At 66.9% G+C, this 16,350-nt stretch carries 19 protein-coding genes, 1 tRNA gene and 1 other RNA gene; 5 read left to right on the top strand and 16 right to left on the bottom strand.

Annotation, left to right across the window (positions count from 1 at the left end; genetic code table 11):
* Nucleotides 1–16: 16 nt before the first annotated feature.
* Nucleotides 17–1,354: a glutamine synthetase family protein gene (locus tag QMG61_RS02165; RefSeq protein WP_283492696.1), complete on the bottom strand. Its 1,338-nt coding sequence runs from the start codon at nucleotides 1,352–1,354 to the stop codon at nucleotides 17–19.
* 114 nt (nucleotides 1,355–1,468) lie between these two features.
* Here QMG61_RS02165 and panB point away from each other — a divergent pair, with 114 nt between their 5' ends.
* Nucleotides 1,469–2,341 (top strand): 3-methyl-2-oxobutanoate hydroxymethyltransferase, encoded by an 873-nt coding sequence (panB, locus tag QMG61_RS02160; protein ID WP_283492695.1) that lies wholly within the window; start codon nucleotides 1,469–1,471, stop codon nucleotides 2,339–2,341.
* Nucleotides 2,342–2,344: 3 nt separating this feature from the next.
* On the opposite strand, the gene QMG61_RS02155 is transcribed toward panB, so the two are convergent.
* Nucleotides 2,345–2,533, bottom strand: coding sequence for an SPOR domain-containing protein (locus tag QMG61_RS02155; RefSeq protein WP_283492694.1), 189 nt, complete (start codon nucleotides 2,531–2,533; stop codon nucleotides 2,345–2,347).
* Nucleotides 2,534–2,545: 12 nt separating this feature from the next.
* On the opposite strand from QMG61_RS02155, the gene map reads away from it, so the two are divergent.
* Both map and ppgK read left to right on the top strand, forming a co-directional pair.
* Nucleotides 2,546–3,412, top strand: coding sequence for a type I methionyl aminopeptidase (gene map / locus QMG61_RS02150; protein WP_283492693.1), 867 nt, complete (start codon nucleotides 2,546–2,548; stop codon nucleotides 3,410–3,412).
* A 16-nt stretch (nucleotides 3,413–3,428) separates the two neighbouring features.
* Nucleotides 3,429–4,193: a polyphosphate--glucose phosphotransferase gene (gene ppgK, locus QMG61_RS02145; protein WP_283492692.1), complete on the top strand. Its 765-nt coding sequence runs from the start codon at nucleotides 3,429–3,431 to the stop codon at nucleotides 4,191–4,193.
* A gap of 19 nt (nucleotides 4,194–4,212) precedes the next feature.
* Here the strand turns inward: ppgK and rnpB are convergent.
* The 7 genes from rnpB to QMG61_RS02110 form a co-directional block, all read right to left on the bottom strand.
* An RNA gene (rnpB, locus tag QMG61_RS02140) (RNase P RNA component class A) lies at nucleotides 4,213–4,589 on the bottom strand.
* Between the two features lie 33 nt (nucleotides 4,590–4,622).
* Nucleotides 4,623–5,360, bottom strand: a complete 738-nt coding sequence (locus tag QMG61_RS02135) for a zinc ribbon domain-containing protein (protein ID WP_283492691.1) — start codon at nucleotides 5,358–5,360, stop codon at nucleotides 4,623–4,625.
* Nucleotides 5,361–5,430: 70 nt separating this feature from the next.
* Nucleotides 5,431–6,252 (bottom strand): Nif3-like dinuclear metal center hexameric protein, encoded by an 822-nt coding sequence (locus QMG61_RS02130; RefSeq protein WP_283492690.1) that lies wholly within the window; start codon nucleotides 6,250–6,252, stop codon nucleotides 5,431–5,433.
* 76 nt (nucleotides 6,253–6,328) lie between these two features.
* Nucleotides 6,329–6,631, bottom strand: coding sequence for a hypothetical protein (locus QMG61_RS02125; protein WP_283492689.1), 303 nt, complete (start codon nucleotides 6,629–6,631; stop codon nucleotides 6,329–6,331).
* 79 nt (nucleotides 6,632–6,710) lie between these two features.
* Complete coding sequence (locus QMG61_RS02120; protein WP_283492688.1) at nucleotides 6,711–7,214, bottom strand: DUF427 domain-containing protein; 504 nt, start codon at nucleotides 7,212–7,214, stop codon at nucleotides 6,711–6,713.
* Nucleotides 7,211–7,891, bottom strand: a complete 681-nt coding sequence (locus QMG61_RS02115; protein WP_283492687.1) for a response regulator — start codon at nucleotides 7,889–7,891, stop codon at nucleotides 7,211–7,213. Before QMG61_RS02115 ends, QMG61_RS02120 begins: the two co-directional genes overlap by 4 nt.
* Nucleotides 7,888–9,561 (bottom strand): sensor histidine kinase, encoded by a 1,674-nt coding sequence (locus QMG61_RS02110; protein WP_283492686.1) that lies wholly within the window; start codon nucleotides 9,559–9,561, stop codon nucleotides 7,888–7,890. Before QMG61_RS02110 ends, QMG61_RS02115 begins: the two co-directional genes overlap by 4 nt.
* A gap of 138 nt (nucleotides 9,562–9,699) precedes the next feature.
* Between QMG61_RS02110 and QMG61_RS02105 the strand changes: the two genes are divergently transcribed.
* Complete coding sequence (locus QMG61_RS02105) at nucleotides 9,700–10,569, top strand: universal stress protein (RefSeq protein WP_283492685.1); 870 nt, start codon at nucleotides 9,700–9,702, stop codon at nucleotides 10,567–10,569.
* The gene (locus QMG61_RS02100; RefSeq protein WP_283492684.1) at nucleotides 10,566–11,396 is read left to right on the top strand and encodes a universal stress protein; all 831 of its coding nucleotides are present in this window, start codon (nucleotides 10,566–10,568) and stop codon (nucleotides 11,394–11,396) included. The genes QMG61_RS02105 and QMG61_RS02100 overlap by 4 nt, the downstream gene beginning before the upstream one ends.
* A 12-nt stretch (nucleotides 11,397–11,408) precedes the next feature.
* Here the strand turns inward: QMG61_RS02100 and QMG61_RS02095 are convergent, their stop codons facing one another.
* From QMG61_RS02095 to QMG61_RS02065, 7 genes are all read right to left on the bottom strand, one after another.
* Nucleotides 11,409–12,275, bottom strand: a complete 867-nt coding sequence (locus QMG61_RS02095) for a universal stress protein (RefSeq protein WP_283492683.1) — start codon at nucleotides 12,273–12,275, stop codon at nucleotides 11,409–11,411.
* 140 nt (nucleotides 12,276–12,415) lie between these two features.
* Nucleotides 12,416–12,754 carry a hypothetical protein gene (locus QMG61_RS02090; RefSeq protein WP_283492682.1) on the bottom strand — a complete coding sequence of 113 codons (339 nt, stop codon included), beginning with the start codon at nucleotides 12,752–12,754 and terminating at the stop codon, nucleotides 12,416–12,418.
* Between the two features lie 230 nt (nucleotides 12,755–12,984).
* Entirely contained in the window at nucleotides 12,985–13,698 is a 714-nt protein-coding gene (locus QMG61_RS02085; protein ID WP_349357737.1) for an ANTAR domain-containing protein, read from the bottom strand.
* 28 nt (nucleotides 13,699–13,726) lie between these two features.
* A complete protein-coding gene (locus QMG61_RS02080; RefSeq protein ID WP_283492681.1) occupies nucleotides 13,727–14,434 on the bottom strand; it encodes a GAF and ANTAR domain-containing protein in 708 nt (235 codons plus the stop codon).
* 229 nt (nucleotides 14,435–14,663) lie between these two features.
* Nucleotides 14,664–15,458, bottom strand: coding sequence for an SGNH/GDSL hydrolase family protein (locus QMG61_RS02075; protein WP_283492680.1), 795 nt, complete (start codon nucleotides 15,456–15,458; stop codon nucleotides 14,664–14,666).
* A gap of 142 nt (nucleotides 15,459–15,600) precedes the next feature.
* A tRNA-Val gene (locus tag QMG61_RS02070) sits at nucleotides 15,601–15,673 on the bottom strand.
* Between the two features lie 87 nt (nucleotides 15,674–15,760).
* Nucleotides 15,761–16,228 carry a peroxiredoxin gene (locus QMG61_RS02065; protein WP_283492679.1) on the bottom strand — a complete coding sequence of 156 codons (468 nt, stop codon included), beginning with the start codon at nucleotides 16,226–16,228 and terminating at the stop codon, nucleotides 15,761–15,763.
* Between the last annotated feature and the right edge of the window lie 122 nt (nucleotides 16,229–16,350).

Raw genomic sequence — 16,350 nt, 5'->3', positions numbered from 1 at the left:
CGTTCCTCAACCTGCCTCAGAGCATCTCAAGGTTCTTGTCGAGCTCGAACGGCGTCACCTGCGAGCGGTATTCCTTCCACTCCTGGCGCTTATTGAGCAGCACATAGTTGAACACGTGCTCGCCGAGAGTCTCGGCCACGAGTTCGGAGTCCTCCATGTACTGGATGGCATGGTCGAGGCTCGCGGGAAGTGCTCGGTAGCCCAGGGCGCGGCGTTCGGTGTCGCTGAGCCCCCAGACGTTGTCCTCGGCCTCCGGCGGCAGCTCGTAGCCCTCCTCGATGCCCTTGAGGCCGGCGGCGAGCATCAGCGAGTAAGCGAGGTAGGGATTCGCTGCCGAGTCGATTGCCCGGTACTCGATCCTGGAACTCTGGCCCTTGTTCGGCTTGTACAGCGGGACGCGGATGAGCGCGGACCGGTTGTTGTGCCCCCAGCAGACGAAGCTGGGCGCTTCGTCCCCGCCCCAGAGTCGCTTGTAGGAGTTGACGAACTGGTTTGTCACCGCCGTGATCTCGGGCGCGTGCTTGAGGAGACCGGCAATGAACTGCCGGCCGGTCTTGGAAAGCTGGTACTGGGCACCCGCCTCGTAGAACGCGTTCGTGTCCCCCTCGAACAAGGAAAGGTGCGTGTGCATCCCGGAGCCCGGCTGGTCGGACATCGGCTTGGGCATGAATGTCGCGTACACGCCCTGTTCGATCGCGACCTCTTTGATGACCGTGCGAAAGGTCATGATGTTGTCCGCGGTGGTGAGGGCATCGGCGTAGCGCAGGTCGATTTCGTTCTGCCCGGGGCCGGCCTCGTGGTGACTGAACTCGACGGAGATGCCGAGGTCCTCGAGCATCCGAACGGACCGGCGCCGGAAGTCGTGCGCTGTGCCGCCGGGGACGTTGTCAAAGTAACCGGCATTGTCGACGGGGGTGGGCCCGTTCTTGCCGTACTTGGAGGACTTGAGCAGGTAGAACTCGATCTCGGGGTGCGTGTAAAACGTGAAGCCACGTTCGGCAGCCTTCGCCAGGGTGCGCTTGAGCACGTTGCGTGGGTCGGCGACGGCAGGCTGGCCGTCCGGCGTGGTGATGTCGCAGAACATCCGGGCGGTCGGGTCGACCTCACCGCGCCAGGGCAGGATCTGGAATGTGGTTGGGTCCGGGTGGGCCAGCACGTCGGCCTCGAACGACCGGGTCAGACCCTCGATCGCGGAACCGTCGAAACCGAGGCCCTCGGCGAACGCGCCCTCGACCTCCGCCGGGGCGATAGCGACGGACTTCAGCGTGCCGACGACGTCGGTGAACCACAGCCGAATGAACTTGATGCCCCGCTCCTCGATGGTCCGAAGAACGAAATCGCGCTGCTTGTCCATTCACGCCCCTTCTTGTTGGTCTCTAGGCTAGTGTCTGCCGCGGCATCCAGGGCTGCATCCACGGCGAAACGGGCCGCCGGCCGCCGGAATGCCCGCGCTGACTACACTTGAGTCATGCCTGAGCCGACCTCGTCCGACGCGCCAACGGCCGTCACACCGCAGAACCCCTACGTGCCGGAGACCACCGGCCCCAAGCGTGTGCGCACCAGGCATTTCCACAATGCCAAACAGCAGGGCATCCCGATCACCGGGCTGACCAGCTATGACATGCTCACGGCGCAGATTTTCGACGAGGCGGGGATCGATTTCCTCCTGGTCGGTGATTCCGCCGGCAACAACGTCTTCGGTTACGAGACGACGCTCCCGGTCACGGTCGATGAACTCATCCCGCTGACCCGGGCGGTCGCCCGCGCCGTGACCCGGGCGCTCGTCGTCGCAGACATGCCGTTCGGGTCATATGAGACCGGCCAGACCGAGGCGCTGCACACTGCCGTGCGCTTCATGAAAGAGGCCCAGGCCCACGCCGTCAAACTCGAGGGCGGCGTGCGCAGCGTCAAGCAGATCACCCGCATCGTCTCCAGCGGCATCCCCGTGATGGCCCACATCGGCTTCACTCCGCAGAGCGAGCACGGCCTCGGTGGGCACATGATCCAGGGCCGTGGTGACGGGGCCGAGCGCCTGATCGAGGATGCCCTGGCCGTGCAGGATGCCGGTGCGTTCGCCGTCGTACTGGAGATGGTTCCGGCGTCCGTGGCCGCCCAGGTCACGGCCAGGCTGGAGATTCCGACGATCGGCGTCGGAGCAGGTCCGGACGTCGACGGACAGTTGCTGGTCTGGACCGACTTCGCCGGGATGACCGACGGCCGGGTCCCCCGCTTCGTACGCCAGTACGCGAACGTGCGCAGTGTGCTCACGGATGCCGTGCACCGGTTCAGGGAAGACGTACAGACCGGCGCGTACCCCGGCCCAGAGCACAGCTACGAGTAGCCGCTAACGATCCTCTGCCGCGTCGTCGGCGGCCCACTTCGCGCTGTTGGCGCGGAGCTTCTCGAGGGCGTGTGCCGCCTCCTCCCGGGTGGCGAACGGGCCGACCCGGTCGATCGATGGGGACTCGAAACCCTTTTCCACGGCGCCGGTGCGCATGTTGTACCAGAACTGCTCTCGCGTGTCTTCGGACATAGGGTTGATCCTATGCCTAAGGATTCCAATCGTCACCTGATCCCCGGAACGGTGTCACCGACCCGCTCCGTGCCCCGCCGGATCACCCGCCCGGAGTACGTCGGAAAGGAGTCCCCCACCCGGTTTACCGGCTCCGACGTCTACTCCGCGGAAAAGATCGAACTCATCCGCGAATCCGGTCGGATCGCGGCCATGGCCATCGAGGCCGTCGGCCGGGCGATCCGCCCGGGCGTCACGACCGAACAACTCGACGAGGTCGGCCATGACTACCTGATCGCCAACGACGCGTACCCGTCAACGCTCGGTTACCGCGGGTACCCGAAGTCACTGTGCAGTTCCGTCAATGAGGTCATCTGCCACGGCATCCCCGACACCACGGTTCTCGAAGAGGGCGACCTGGTCAACATCGACATCACCGCCTACAAAAATAGCGTGCACGGCGACACCAATGTGACCTTCATCGTCGGCCAGGCCAGCCAGGATGTGACGCTGCTCGTCGAACGCACCAGGGAGGCCCTCGCCCGGGGCATCAAGGCCGTAGCACCCGGTCGCCAGGTCAATGTGATCGGCCGCACCATCGAGTCCTATGCCAAACGTTTCGGCTATGGGGTCGTCCGCGACTTCACCGGTCACGGCGTCGGCGAAGCATTTCACTCCGGGTTGATCATCCCCCACTACGATTCCGCGCCGATGTACGACACCGTGATGGAGGTGGGCATGGTCTTCACGATCGAACCGATGCTCACCCTGGGTTCGCCCGATTGGGACATGTGGGCCGACGACTGGACCGTCACGACCAAGGACAAGAGCATCACCGCTCAGTTCGAGCACACCCTTGTCGTCACCGAGAACGGTGCCGAAATTCTCACGCTTCCGTAACCGATAGGTTCTAACCATGAGTTCAACCACGGCAATTGGCATCGACATTGGCGGTACCGGAATCAAGGGGGCCGTTGTCGATCTCGAGACCGGCGCGCTCCTCTCCGATCGGGTGAAGTTGCACACGCCGAAGGGCGGCCGCCCGGCCGACATCGTCGAGACGGTGAAGAGTCTGCTGCAGACGGTGTCGAAGAACGAGGGCGCCTCCGGCCTCCCGGTCGGGATCTGCTTCCCGGCCGTGGTCAAGAACGGTCATACCATGTCGGCCGCGAACGTCTCCGACAAATGGATCGGCCTTGCGGCGGAAAAGCTCTTCGAGAAGGGCCTCGGCCACCCGATCCATTTCGTCAATGACGCGGATGCCGCCGGTTACGCCGAGGGCCAATTCGGCGCCGCCAAGGGGGTTCCCGGTGTCGTCCTGCTGTCTACCCTCGGCACCGGCATCGGCACCGCGCTGCTGAACGACGGCATCCTGGTGCCGAACACCGAGCTCGGCCACCTCCAGATCGACGGGGTGGACTACGAGACCCGCGCGGCCTTCTCGGCGAAGGAGCGCGACGACCTGAGCTGGGAGAAGTGGGCCGGCCGCCTGCAGAAGTATTACTCCACCCTGGAGATGCTCTTCTCCCCGGACCTCTTCATCGTCGGCGGCGGCGTGTCCAAGCACCACCAGCACTTCCTGCCGCTGCTCAACCTGCAGACGCCGATCATCCCCGCCGTGCACCGCAACAACGCGGGAATCCTCGGTGCCGCCGCCCTCGCCGTGAAGAACCGCGACTGATCCCGGAACAACAGGGGGTGGAATGGGCCGGCTGATACGCCGGGTTCTGTCCCGGTGCGCGAGGCACCATGGACGGCCATCTATCTGGGGACTACGTTGCCGCAGCCCTCTAGCGGTCTACCCGGAAACTCGGCGAGCCGCCTTAGCGTTTCCTGTCTGACCTTGCTCCGGACGAGGTTTACCAAGCCGACCAGGTCACCCTGGCCTCTGGTGGTCTCTTACACCACCGTTTCACCCTTACCTCCGGCCGAAGCCGGAGGCGGTCTACTTTCTGTGGCACTGTCTCGCGGGTTGCCCCGGGTGGGTGTTACCCACCGCCCTGCTCTATGGAGCCCGGACGTTCCTCGGCATCCGCTGCCCGAGGGCATCGGATGTCGCGACCGTCTTGCCGACCCATTCCACGTCAAGCCTACAGGGGCCGCTCCCCGCTCAGATCCCGGATTCCTCCGTGCGCACGAGGATCGCACCACAGTCCGGGCAGAACAGCACATCGTCGGCCGGTGCCGATCGGACGGCGTCGAGGTCGCTGCCGGTCAGGGTGATGGTGCACCCGCTGCAGGTGCGGGCGCGGAGCAGCGCCGCCGCATTGCCTCTCCCGGAGACGAACCGTTTCTCGTACAGGGCGGCCAGGTCGTCGGCGATGCTGCCGGCGATCGCGGCGCGGTCGCGGCGCAGCTCACCGAGCTGGCGGTTGAGGTCGGCGAGGCTCAGATCCCTCGCCTGTTCCGCTTCGGCGACACTGACCGCGATGGCGTCGCGGTCCACTTCGACCTTGGCGACGGCGGCCTCGGCCTCCTCGAGCCGTTCCATCACGGCGATCTCGATCTCCTCGAGCGCAAGGAGGCGTTTCCGGAGCGAGGTGAGCTCGGTCTCCAGCGCCTGCACGTCCTTCACCGATGAGGTGTGCTGCACCCGGTCGGAGTCCCGCGCAATGCGTTTCTCGACCACGTCGACATCCGACTCGATCCGGTGCAGTTCGGTTTGAATGTCCTCGACGGCGCCCGTTCGGGTGCCCAGGGTCATTCGCGTCTTCTCCATGGTTCCGGAAAGTTCGCGGAGCTCGGCGTGCTGCGAGAGAGACTTCGTTTGGTACTCGACCTGCTGGAGCCTGATGTCGAGAGCCTGAAGCCGGAGAAGCTCCTTCTGTTCTGCGGGAGATGCCTTCACGGGGGGTCCTGACCTTCGGGGTAGTGGCTGGGGGTGATGGGAGTGAACGAGTTGGTGAGTTCTGGGCAGGCTACTGCACGATGACGAAGTCCCACGGATCGGTGCGAAGATCGCTGACACTCACCCGCACCCCCGGGAGCGCCTCCCGAAGCTGCTCGGCGGCGGTGTCCAGCCAGAGCCATTCGCTGGCCCAGTGCGACACATCGATCAGGGCCGGGGTGTTTCCGGTGAGTCCGGCCTGTTCGCGGGCCTCCGACGCCGGGTGGTGCCGGAGGTCGGCGGTGATGTACACGTCGCTCGCGAGCACGGCCGGGGAGCCGAGGAGGGAATCCCCCGCGCCGCCGCACACGGCGACAGTCTCGACGGTGCGGCCATACTCCCCGGAGACGCGCACGCCCGATGCCGTCGCGGGCAGGACTGTGGCCACGCGGCGGGCCAGTTCGCCGAGGGTGAGCGGTTGCTCCAGACGGCCGACCCGGCCCAGCCCTGCCCCGGGAACGGAGCCGTCAATGACCGGGCGGGTGTCGACGAGTCCGAGCCGCCTGGCGAGGATGTCCGATACTCCGTCGGCAACCACATCCGCGTTGGTGTGCGCCGCCAGGAGCCCGCAGTCGGCCCGGATCAGGCGGGCCAGCAGCGCACCCTTGTAGCGATCGCCGGAGATCGACGTCACCCCGCGCAGGAGAAGCGGGTGGTGGACCAGGAGGAGGTCTGCCCCCGCATCGATGGCTTCATCGACGGTGATCGCGACGGCGTCGACTGCGAGGTGAATGGTCTGGACCTCGCGTTCGGGATCGCCACTGACCAGGCCGGGTGCGTCCCAGCCTTCTGCCCCGGCCAGCGGCCACAGCTCGTGGACGGTGCGGGTAACGGCGGCGAGCGAAAATGACACGTCGCCAGCCTACCGGTGGCTGGGGTTGCCGTCCCCCGGTGAACCCGGTAGAAGCGGTCCGCGGGGGCGGCGCGCGTCAGCGCCGCATCCACCAGCGGCGGCGCACCGACTTCCGGCGCCTGCCCGCCGGGATCACGTCCTCATCCGGGGTGACCCGCGAGCTGGAGCGTGGCGGCGGGACACCATCAGCCGCATCGTCCGCGTCGTCGGGCAGGTCGGCATCCACCCCCGGCGGAATCACGGCCTGAGAACCGGTCACCACCCCGATGGACGCGACCTCGCCGGGCTCTCCGGCTGGACCGTCCTGGGCACGACCGTCGGATTCGGTAATGCCGGAAGGTTCGGGGGCGTCCTGCCCCGTCGAGCCGAACTCGGGCATGACCTCATCCTAGCGACGAATGCTCACATTCTTCCGGGCCGGCGGACGAACGGGGCCGGCGAACCCACCGTGGACCCGATCACCAGCCGCGCGTGCCGGGGGCGCCCTTGAACGGACCGACAACCCTCGAGGTGATCCAGCCGCCGTAGAAGTCACCCGGCTGTGCGCGAACGGTTTCCCCGTCCACGGTGCAGGAGTCCATCCGGCCCGGGTAGACGGCCACCCTGTCGACGAGTTCCTGGTAGCCGGTCCACGGGACCGGATAGGTCCAGGCCGCGGCCTCCTCACGCCGCTCCGCCGTCACGACTGAGAGGTAGGACGCCGTTCCCTTGTACTCGCAGGTCGTCCGCCCGGCGGCGGGCTCCAGGCTCCCCGGGCGGAACGCGCTCCGCGGGAGGTAGTAGACCGGCGGGTGGCTGGTTTCGAGAACCCGCACGGCGTCGGTCGTATCCGCGATGACGATTCCACCCAGCCTGACGACGATTCGCTCCGCACTCCGCTCGATGCGCGGTGGGCGCGGATAGTCCCACACCGATTCCTGGCCGGGGCCGGGAACCGTTCGCTCGCGTCGTTCCGGCTTCATTCGGCCAGCCTAGCGGGACCGACCGGACGGTTCAGGGTCGGCGTGTCCGGAAGGTGGTTGTGCAGCTCCGCACCGAATACGGCAGCCTGGGTGCGCCGTTGCATCCCGAGTTTGCCGAGCAGACCCGACACGTAGTTCTTCACCGTCTTCTCCGCCAGGTCGAGCCGGTCGCCGATCTGACGGTTGGTCATGCCTTCCGCTATCAGCTCGAGCACCTGGCGTTCCCTGGTGGTGAGGGTTTCCGCCGGTTCGTTCCGCGCGGCCCCGAGCGCGGTGACCACGCGGTCCGCCACCACCCGGTTGAGCAGCGTCTCGCCGAGCGCCACCCGTCGGATGCTCTCGATCAGTCGCTGCCCGCGGATCTCCTTCAGCACATAGCCGGAAGCCCCGGCCAGCACGGCGGCATAGCTTGCCTCATCGTCGTCGAAGGCCGTGAAGATCAGGCACCGCACGGTCGGATTCTTCGACCGGACGGCTCGGCACACGTCGATCCCGCTGCCGTCCGGCAGGCGCACATCGAGCACGGCCACGTCCGGAACGGTAGCGGCGATCCTCGCCACCGCCTGTCTGGCCGTCGCGGCCTCGCCGACGACCTCCAGGTCGGGTTCCGCGTTGATCAGGTCGGCGATGCCGCGGCGAACGACCTCGTGGTCGTCGAGCAAGAAGATCCGGGTCATCGTGCCACCCCTTCTGGTTCGGTGTCGAACATGGCGCTCCACCGGAGGCGGCTTCCCCCGTCGTCGTTCGCGGTCAGGCTCTGGGCGCCGTGCCAGCGACCGGCCCGAACGGCGAGGTTGGCCAGCCCACTGGATCTGGTGGCCCCGGCCGGCCCGATCCCGTCGTCGGTGATGTCCACCGTGATGGTGTCGCCGAGAACGGCCAGGGCAACCGAGGTGGTCCGGGCTCGGGCGTGCCGGAGCACGTTCGTCAGTCCCTCTCGCAGCACGGCAACGAGGTCGTCCGCGAGCTCGTCCGGGGTGAGCAGGTCGATCGGTCCGGAGAAGGTCAACCCCGGCGGATGTTCGAAGAGCGGTCCGAGCTCGGCGAGCAGGTCAAGGATGCGGTGCCGCACCGTCTGATGGTCCGCGTGGCCCTGGGCGGACAGGGCGAAAATGGCCGTTCGGATCTCGGAGATCGCACTGTCGAGTGCGTCCACCTGCTCAAAAATCCGAGCCCGTTGCTCCGGATCCTCGATGGACCCGGCAATGGATTGCAGCCCCATCCCGGCGGCGAAGAGCCTCTGGATGACCCGGTCATGCAGGTCACGGGCGATCCGGCTCCGATCCTCGAGAACGGCCAGTCGCTGGCGGAGCGAACGGCCGCGGGCCAATTCGAGGGCGACCCCGGCCTGCCCGACGAAGTCCGCCGCCATCTCGAGGTCCCGGGATGAGAAGGCGGGCCGTCCCGCCTCGCGCGACGCCGTGAGGACACCGGTCGGACGACCGGCCGAGCGCAACGGAATCACCATCGTCGGTCCGATCAGGATCGCCGCGTCAGAGCAGTCGCCGGCTTCCGTGGCCAGGAGCGGCTGGCCACTCTCCAGGACCCGACCGGACACCGAGTCTGCTGCCGGGAAGATCCAGCCCCGAACCCCATCCGCCGGCACTCCGCGCGCGGTACTCACCTGGAGGGTGCCGGCCTCTGCCGGCACGACGATGCAGACAAGGTCGGCACCCGCCGTCGACGCCATCCGATCGGCCAGCAGCGCCAGCGGGTCGTCCGCCCGTTCGGCCAGGAGTGCCGCGCTGATCTCCGCGGTGCCCGCAGACCACCGTTGGTGCCGTTGGGTCTCGTCGAAGAGGCGAGCGTTTTCGATGGCGATTCCGGCGGTGGCGGCCAACGCGCCGAGCAAGTCCTGGTCCTCGGCGCTGAACGCCCCCGAGGTTCGTTCGGTCAGGTAGAGGTTGCCGAAGACGACCCCGCGAATCCGAACGGGAACGCCCAGAAAGCTGTCCATCGGGGGGTGTCCCTGGGGAAACCCGGCCGACCGGCCGTCGTCGCCCAGCTTGGCCAGTCGGATCGGCTGCGGATCATCGATCAGGGCACCGAGCAGGCCTCGCCCGACCGGCAGATGGCCGATCTGTTCCACGAGGTCGTCCGCCATTCCCACGTGGATGAACTGTTCCAGCCCACCGCCCGGCGCGATCACGCCGAGGGCGCCGTAGCGCGCGCCGACCAGTTCGACCGCCACCTCCACGATGCGGCGTAGGACAACGGAGAGTTCGAGCTGTTCCACGACGGACTGGCTGGCCTGGATCAGACTGCGCAGGCGCACCTCGGCATCGGGGGCCCCGTCAGTGGGGAAAATCCGATCGGTCAAGGTGCTCTGGATGCGTTCAGGGGGCATGGCCGCGGTCGCCTCTCGGTCTGTAGCGTGGATTCTACTCGGGTGGGACGTTCGGCCCTTTTCCGGCACAAGTCAGCCCGCGTACCGTGGTGACTCCAGAGTGTGCTGCGGGAGTCCTGAATGAGACGGAGTCCGGTCATGACCGAAAGAGTCGTCGTTGCCATCGACGGGGGGCCGGCCAGCTCCGCCGCCCTCGCATGGGCCCTCGAACGGGCGAAGGTGAAGCCCATCACCCTCGAACTGACGACCGTCGTCGAATTGGGGTGGGCTCACGCCGGTGGGCCCACGGACGACTTTCAGCCGATCTATGAACGGGCGCTGGCCGAAGCAACCCGGCAGGTCGAGCGCGCGCTCCCCCACTGCAAGAAGACGAGCTTCGTGCGCCGGGGTGTTCCGGCCGAGGAGCTGATCAGGGCCTCGGCGTCCGCGGACCTCCTGGTCATCGGCACGAACAAGACCGGGGCCCTGGCCGGGGCGGTATACGGCACGCTCCCCCTGCGCCTCGCCGCACACTCTCACTGCCCGGTGGTAGTCGTGCCCGCCGAGTGGTCGCCCCACCCCGGTAACGTCCTGGTCGGGTTGGAGGACGACGCAACAGCGGAGGGTGCACTCGCCTTTGCGGCGCGCGAGGCGGTCGGCCTCGGCCGTGTCCTCGACATGGTTCACGCCTGGTCGATTCCGTCCACCGTCGCGGTCGAATACGGGGCGATCTTCCCCTTTGACGACCTTCGGCAGGCGCACTCCGCGATCCTCGCCGATGCCGCCGGGCGCGTGCGCAACGCAAACCCGGGGCTGACGGTCAGGGAGGTGCTTGAACAGGGTCCCGCGGCACGGGTTCTTGTCGACGCGTCGGAGGAGTCCGAGCTGGTCGTCGTCGGGACGCACGGCCGCGGTGCGGTCGGCGGCCTCTTCCTCGGATCGGTCAGCCACGACGTCCTCCTCAATCTGCGCTGTCCCGTGGCGGTGATCCCCCGGCCGGATCGCCTGCCGAACCCGGTCGAACCATGACCACCTGTTACGTCGGGGCCGACGGATCCGGACCGAGTCGCGCGGCCATCCGCTGGGCCCTGGCCCGTGCGGCCGGAGACGGCAGCACGGTCGTCCTGGTGCACGTCGTCGACGATGAATGGGGTCTGCTCGGCGGCGGCTATGCGGCCGAGGCAGAGCGTCGAGGCAGGGACGTTCTCGACGTCGAACTGGCCGAGGCCGGTCGCCGGCATGCCGGGGTGGACGTGGGTGCCCGCGTCGTGCGCGGCAGCCCGGCCTGGACCCTGGCCGGGCTGCCGACCGCGCACGACCTCCTGGTCATCGGCACCCACAAGACCGGCTTCCTGCACGGGCGAGTGCTCGGCTCGAGAAGCGTGCAGATGGCATCCGCCGCCGCCTGCTCGGTGGCCGTCATTCCCGACACGACCTTTGATACCCGGCGGGGAGTCGTCGTGGGCGTTGACCGATTCGAGGGATCGGCCGCTGCCGTTGTCCGAGGCGCTCGGGAGGCGGCCCGCCTGGGGCAGGAGTTGCTGCTGGTCCACGCCCCGCCGGTGAGTCACCCGCTTCCCTCGGCAGACCTGCCGGGCACGACAGGCACCGCCCAGCATCTGCTCGCCGATGCGGCCGACCTCGCGGCACAGACCGCACCGGACGTCGCCGTGCGCCGCAGGGTGGTGCGTCGTGAACCCGCCGAGGCGCTCCTGGACGCCGGCAACGGCGCGTCCCTTCTTGTACTGGGGATCTCACACCCCCACGCCATCACGCGGTCCGTGATCGGTTCGGTCACCCACGACGTGCTGATGAACATCACGGTGCCGGTGCTCGTCGCACGCTCAGCCCAGTGATTCCGGAGCGACTCACCCCGCTGCCGGCCCGCTCGCGACGAGCCTGATCACGGCCACGGGGCAGGGCATCGTGAGCACGATCACCTGACTGACCGAACCGAGCCAAAATCGTTGCAGTCCGTGCCTGCCGTGACTGCCGACGACCAACAGCCTGGCCCCGGTGGCGACCCTGGCCAGCGTCTCCGGGGGCGTTCCGAGCTCCAGGCGCAGGTCAAGGTCGAGATCGGGATATTGTCCGGCCAACCCGGCGACGGCCTCGGCCAGGACGAGGCGGTCGGAATCATCCGGTGCCATCGGCCAGTCGATCAATGCGGTCTCCGCGGTCCACGGGGTCGGGGCGGTCCAACAGAACACCACGGTCAGGGTTTCACCGTGCCGGTCGGCCTCCTCCGCGGCGAACCGCACAGCGGCCAGCGACACGTCCGACCCATCCACCCCCACGACGACGCCTCGCCCGATGGACCCGAGGCGTTCAGGGACGACCACGACAGAGCAGGGCGCACGGGCCGCGATCTGGGCGGCCCGGGTGCTGAACACATAGTCGCGGAACCGGCCGAGGGCGTGGGAGCCGATGACCAGGAGTTCGGCACCCGTTGCCCGTTCGGCCAGCGCCGCGGTGGGCGACCCGACGAGCACGGCGGACTGGACCGCCAGACCGGGTTCGAGGCGGACCGCCTCGGCCAGTTCCCTGGCCAGTTCGGTCTTCGCCTGGGCCCGGGCAGCTCCCCGAAATCCAGCCGGAATGTCGCCCCAGGTCTCATCGACAACATGGACCAGCTCGACGTCCAACCGACGCGGCCTGGCGAAGTCCAGAGCCCAACGCATGGCGATCTCGTCGGTCGGACGTCCGCTCAGTCCGACCATAATCCGCTTGTTCATCGCGCTCCTCCGCTGCCTGGCTCCGTTGCCCTACAACGGAATCATGCTCTCCCGGACGCGCCACCTGGGCCAGAGTCCTAGGTCCCGGCCGGAGCGCGCGCTCGGTGCACGACCGGCGCGCGACGGGCAGACGAAGCCGATCAGTAGTCGAATTCGTCGAACTGAGGGGACTCGAAACCGTCACCGGTCCAGCCAACCATCGACGCATTCGTGCCGACCAGCGCCCGTCGGCGCAGATCGTCGGTCGTCGCCGCCTCGACCAGTTCGCAGAGGATCGACCCGCTCGTCACGCTCACCAGCTGGCTGGAGGCCCCGATCAGAAACTGGGCCCTGCCCTGCTCGCCCGTATCGGTGATGATCGGGATATCCACCGTGCCAATCTGGCTGCGGCCACTGAGCGACTGGGCGTAATGCATCACGGCGTCGGCGATTTCGCTGCCGGTGACGACTGACCCTCCCAGGTGGAATATGCGTTTCATGGTCGTGCCTCCCGAGTTCACCAAATAGAAGGTGCAGCCGGGGTCCGGGGCGCGGCATCATTATATGACGATCCCAGCCTGAAGGCGAGGGCCTGACCGGGAATTCTGAGGTGCCGGACAAGTCGGATTGAACGGCCCAGGTCGGACCTGGACGCGGCTCAGAGACGCAGAGACGCAGAGACTCAGAGACTCAGAGACTCAGAGACTCAGAGACTCAGAGACTCAGAGACTCAGAGACTCAGCGTACGACTGACGATGCTTTCGGCCACTTCGACGAGGGGCAGGCCGTTCTCGCGGGCGTACGTCCGCAGCACGGCGAACGCCTCCTCCATGTTGGAGTTGTGGGTGTATGCGACAACGCCCTTGGCCTGCTCGATCAGCACCCGGCTGTTGAGCGCGTGTTGCAGCTGCGCCCGGGCCACGCCGCTTTCGCGCAGGGCCCGCTCCTGCAGGATTCCGATGGTGGCGGTGTCGGCCAGGGCCTGGACGGTGAGGAGATCGTCCGTTCCCAGGCCCCCCACCCGGTCCCAGAAGAGGTTAAGGGAACCGATGCTCGTTTGACGCAGGCGCAGCGGAACGGAATGCATCGACATGAATCCCAGTTCGAGCGCCCCGGCCCGGAATCGTGGCCACTTGGGGGCGACGATGTCGAGGTCGGGGATCGCCACGGGCTTTCCGGTCGTATAGCACTCCACACAGGGGCCCTTTCCGGCACGAAGCTGGAGAATCTCGACGAGACGGCTGCGCTCGTTGGTCGACGCGACGACTTCGAGTTCGTCGTTTTCGCCGGCGGAGAGAATGATGCCGACGGCGGAGGCCTCGAACAGGAGGGCGCACTTGTCGACGAGCGTGTGTAACAGGTCGACGATGTCATAGCCGACGACAAGGGTGTCCGCCAACGTGACGAACGTCTCGACTAATTGACCCTCACGTGTCTTGGTCACGATGTACCCGTTCTGAATAGACGCCGCACTATAGGCCGTCGAATTGTGTAGGAATGGTGATTCTCCGCGCCACCACATCGGTGGCGACGTCGCGCACCGTCCGTCCGTGAGAAAAAGCATAGCCGCGAAGCACGAGTAATGCATCCGCCGCCGGGAGGTCGAGCTGGGCCAGAATCATTCCCGTGGCCTGGTGCACGACCCGACGTGAGTACCCCTCGTCGTCCGACTCGTCAGTGACGACCGGACGGGACAGCAGGGCTCGTCGGAGAACCTGGCGAGCGGCGAGAGCCACCAGCACCGTCGCGTCATCGATCTGCGACGCGGACAGGCTGCCCGGTCGGGTGGCGTAGAGGTCGACCGCTCCGATGTTGAGCGATCCGATGAACATCGGAAAGGCGAACAGCCCGCCGACCTCTGAGGTTCCGATCGCCTGGGCGAACATCGGCCAGGCCGCCGATGGGGTCCGGATGTCAGAGCTGAGCACGGGCCGATGCGTGGAGAGTGCCTGCCAGCACGGGCCTTCGCCAAGGTCGAACTGGAGTTCGTCGATCCGAGCCGCCTGCTCGTCGCTCGCGCAGATGGTTTCCGTTCCGAACGGGGAGCCGAGGGTCGAAATCGCGGCGCCCGTGATCGGGAGGGCACGAAGGAATGGCCAGCAGAGACTGGACTTGTTTTCCTCAGTTTCGGAGAGCTCCAGTGCGGCCGCGGCAAACGCACTGCGGTCCAATGACGTCACCGAACCCCCGCCCGCGCATCGACGTACGCGAAATTCCACGCTGGGAGCCAGGGAATCATTGGCCGACACGACCTCTCAGCTCCTCGAGGGAACGAATGGCTTCCTCAGTGGCTGGGAGCGACACGAATGACTGCGCTGGATTCAGCGTATCGCGCCTGGCCGCCACCGTGTTGAGGAGCCGGCCTGGCGCGGTTCCTCGGGGCTGCCGCCCTGGACTCGGCCCCAGGCGCTACAGGACTGCTGCAATGGCCGCCGCGTAGGCCCGATAGCCGGCTGGAGTCGGGTGGAAGGCATCCGGCCCGGCGAAGTTGACCCAGGAATCGACATCGCCGATCGCGTGACCTGCGAAGGCAGCGGACACATCGGCGTAGGCGATGCTCACGTTCGGGCGGGTTGCCTGGGCCTGGGCGACGACGCCCTGGATGGTCTGGTTCAGCACCGTCGTGGCACCGTTGAGTTGCGCGATCCGCGGGTCGGCCGAGGAGGCGAACAGGAGCGGGTAGCCGGTGACGACAATGCGGGCGTTCGGGGCCGCGACCGCGACCTGAGCGTACGTTGTGGCCAGGCGGCCCGCCAGCACACCGGAGTAGATCAAGGCTCCTGCCGCGGAGATGGCGTTTCCGCAGGCCAGGGCATCCGGGGAGACACAGGCCGCCGCGATGCCGGCGACATTCAGGTCATTGCCGCCCACGGTGAGGGTGACCAACGTGGTTCCCCGGTTCAGAGCCATGGTCTGCGTGGCGTTGACGTCGAGGGTCGTCGCCAGACGACAGCTGACGTTGCGTATAAGGTTGGTGCCCTTGACCGCGTCCAGGAGTGCCGGGTAGCCGCTCGGGCTCTGCAGGCAGTCGTTCGCGTAGTCACCGCCTCCTTGCCCGGCCGCGTAGGAGTCCCCCATTGCGACGTATTTGTTGACCGGGGAGCTGGGTGCGGCAGTAGCCGGAAGAGCACCGGCGGCACCAATGCCCGAAGCGGTGAGGACGAGCGCGATGACGCTGGACAGGAATCTGATTCTCGGCTTCATGGACCGACCATACTCGTCGCCGTGGCTTAGGGACAGCGCCAATTGCGGCGGGGCCCAGCGATTCAGTGCGAGCGGCTCTGCACCCAGGCGGTGGCTGCCCTTTAGCGCAACAACCTCAGAACCATCCAGGGTATCTATTATGTGGGCCCTACCGGGCTCGAACCGATGACATCCACGGTGTAAACGTGGCGCTCTACCAACTGAGCTAAAGGCCCCTGCATTCTGTCTCGTGCGGGTCGATGACCACTATACAGATTTCGCGTGCCGATGCCGCGTGCCGAGTCAGCGGAGCGGCATCCGGGTTACGCGGGCTGGAGTTCGGAGATCGCCGCCCAGTATGCGTCGAGGGAACGCGCCTCGCCCGGTGCCGTGATGAAGCTCGCCCGGATGATGCCCTGGGTGTCGATGAGGAACGTCGCCCGGTTGGCGTAGCCCTTGTCCTCGAGGAAGACCCCGTATTCCTTGGCGACGGCACCATGCGGCCAGAAATCGGCGAGGAGACTGAAGGTGTGCTTCTCCTGCTCGCCCCAGGCCCGGAGGGTGTGCTTTGAGTCGACCGAAAGGGCGAGCACTTCCACCGCGCTGTCGGCGAACAGGGCGATGTTGTCGCGAAGCTCGCACAATTCTCCGCTGCAGATCCCGGAGAATGCCAGCGGGAAAAAGACCAGCGCCACCGACTTCTCTCCCCGGAACTGGCTGAGCTGAACACGCTCGCCGAACTGGTTGACCAGTTGGAAGTCCGGTGCCTGCGTATCGTTTTCCAATGCCATGGAGCGCATCCTTTCCCTCGCCCACCGATGCGGTGGAGCGCAGCGACACAGCCTAGTCCCGCTCGTCGTGGGAACCAAGAATGCCTCCTGTTCGCCGCCTGCGAAACCGCGCGGGGGACGTG

Origin of the sequence: Cryobacterium sp. PH31-AA6, from assembly GCF_030063195.1 — a bacterium.
GTDB lineage: Bacteria > Actinomycetota > Actinomycetes > Actinomycetales > Microbacteriaceae > Cryobacterium.
This window is presented reverse-complemented; position numbering and strand designations above follow the sequence as displayed.

Bases quoted from the DNA above. Each gene is read 5' to 3' on its own strand.
- QMG61_RS02165 (WP_283492696.1), bottom strand. From the start codon at position 1,354: ATGGACAAGCAGCGCGATTTCGTTCTTCGGACCATCGAGGAGCGGGGC.
- panB (WP_283492695.1), top strand. From the start codon at position 1,469: ATGCCTGAGCCGACCTCGTCCGACGCGCCAACGGCCGTCACACCGCAG.
- QMG61_RS02155 (WP_283492694.1), bottom strand. From the start codon at position 2,533: ATGTCCGAAGACACGCGAGAGCAGTTCTGGTACAACATGCGCACCGGC.
- map (WP_283492693.1), top strand. From the start codon at position 2,546: ATGCCTAAGGATTCCAATCGTCACCTGATCCCCGGAACGGTGTCACCG.
- ppgK (WP_283492692.1), top strand. From the start codon at position 3,429: ATGAGTTCAACCACGGCAATTGGCATCGACATTGGCGGTACCGGAATC.
- QMG61_RS02125 (WP_283492689.1), bottom strand. From the start codon at position 6,631: ATGCCCGAGTTCGGCTCGACGGGGCAGGACGCCCCCGAACCTTCCGGC.
- QMG61_RS02120 (WP_283492688.1), bottom strand. From the start codon at position 7,214: ATGAAGCCGGAACGACGCGAGCGAACGGTTCCCGGCCCCGGCCAGGAA.
- QMG61_RS02115 (WP_283492687.1), bottom strand. From the start codon at position 7,891: ATGACCCGGATCTTCTTGCTCGACGACCACGAGGTCGTTCGCCGCGGC.
- QMG61_RS02110 (WP_283492686.1), bottom strand. From the start codon at position 9,561: ATGCCCCCTGAACGCATCCAGAGCACCTTGACCGATCGGATTTTCCCC.
- QMG61_RS02105 (WP_283492685.1), top strand. From the start codon at position 9,700: ATGACCGAAAGAGTCGTCGTTGCCATCGACGGGGGGCCGGCCAGCTCC.
- QMG61_RS02100 (WP_283492684.1), top strand. From the start codon at position 10,566: ATGACCACCTGTTACGTCGGGGCCGACGGATCCGGACCGAGTCGCGCG.
- QMG61_RS02095 (WP_283492683.1), bottom strand. From the start codon at position 12,275: ATGAACAAGCGGATTATGGTCGGACTGAGCGGACGTCCGACCGACGAG.
- QMG61_RS02090 (WP_283492682.1), bottom strand. From the start codon at position 12,754: ATGAAACGCATATTCCACCTGGGAGGGTCAGTCGTCACCGGCAGCGAA.
- QMG61_RS02075 (WP_283492680.1), bottom strand. From the start codon at position 15,458: ATGAAGCCGAGAATCAGATTCCTGTCCAGCGTCATCGCGCTCGTCCTC.
- QMG61_RS02065 (WP_283492679.1), bottom strand. From the start codon at position 16,228: ATGGCATTGGAAAACGATACGCAGGCACCGGACTTCCAACTGGTCAAC.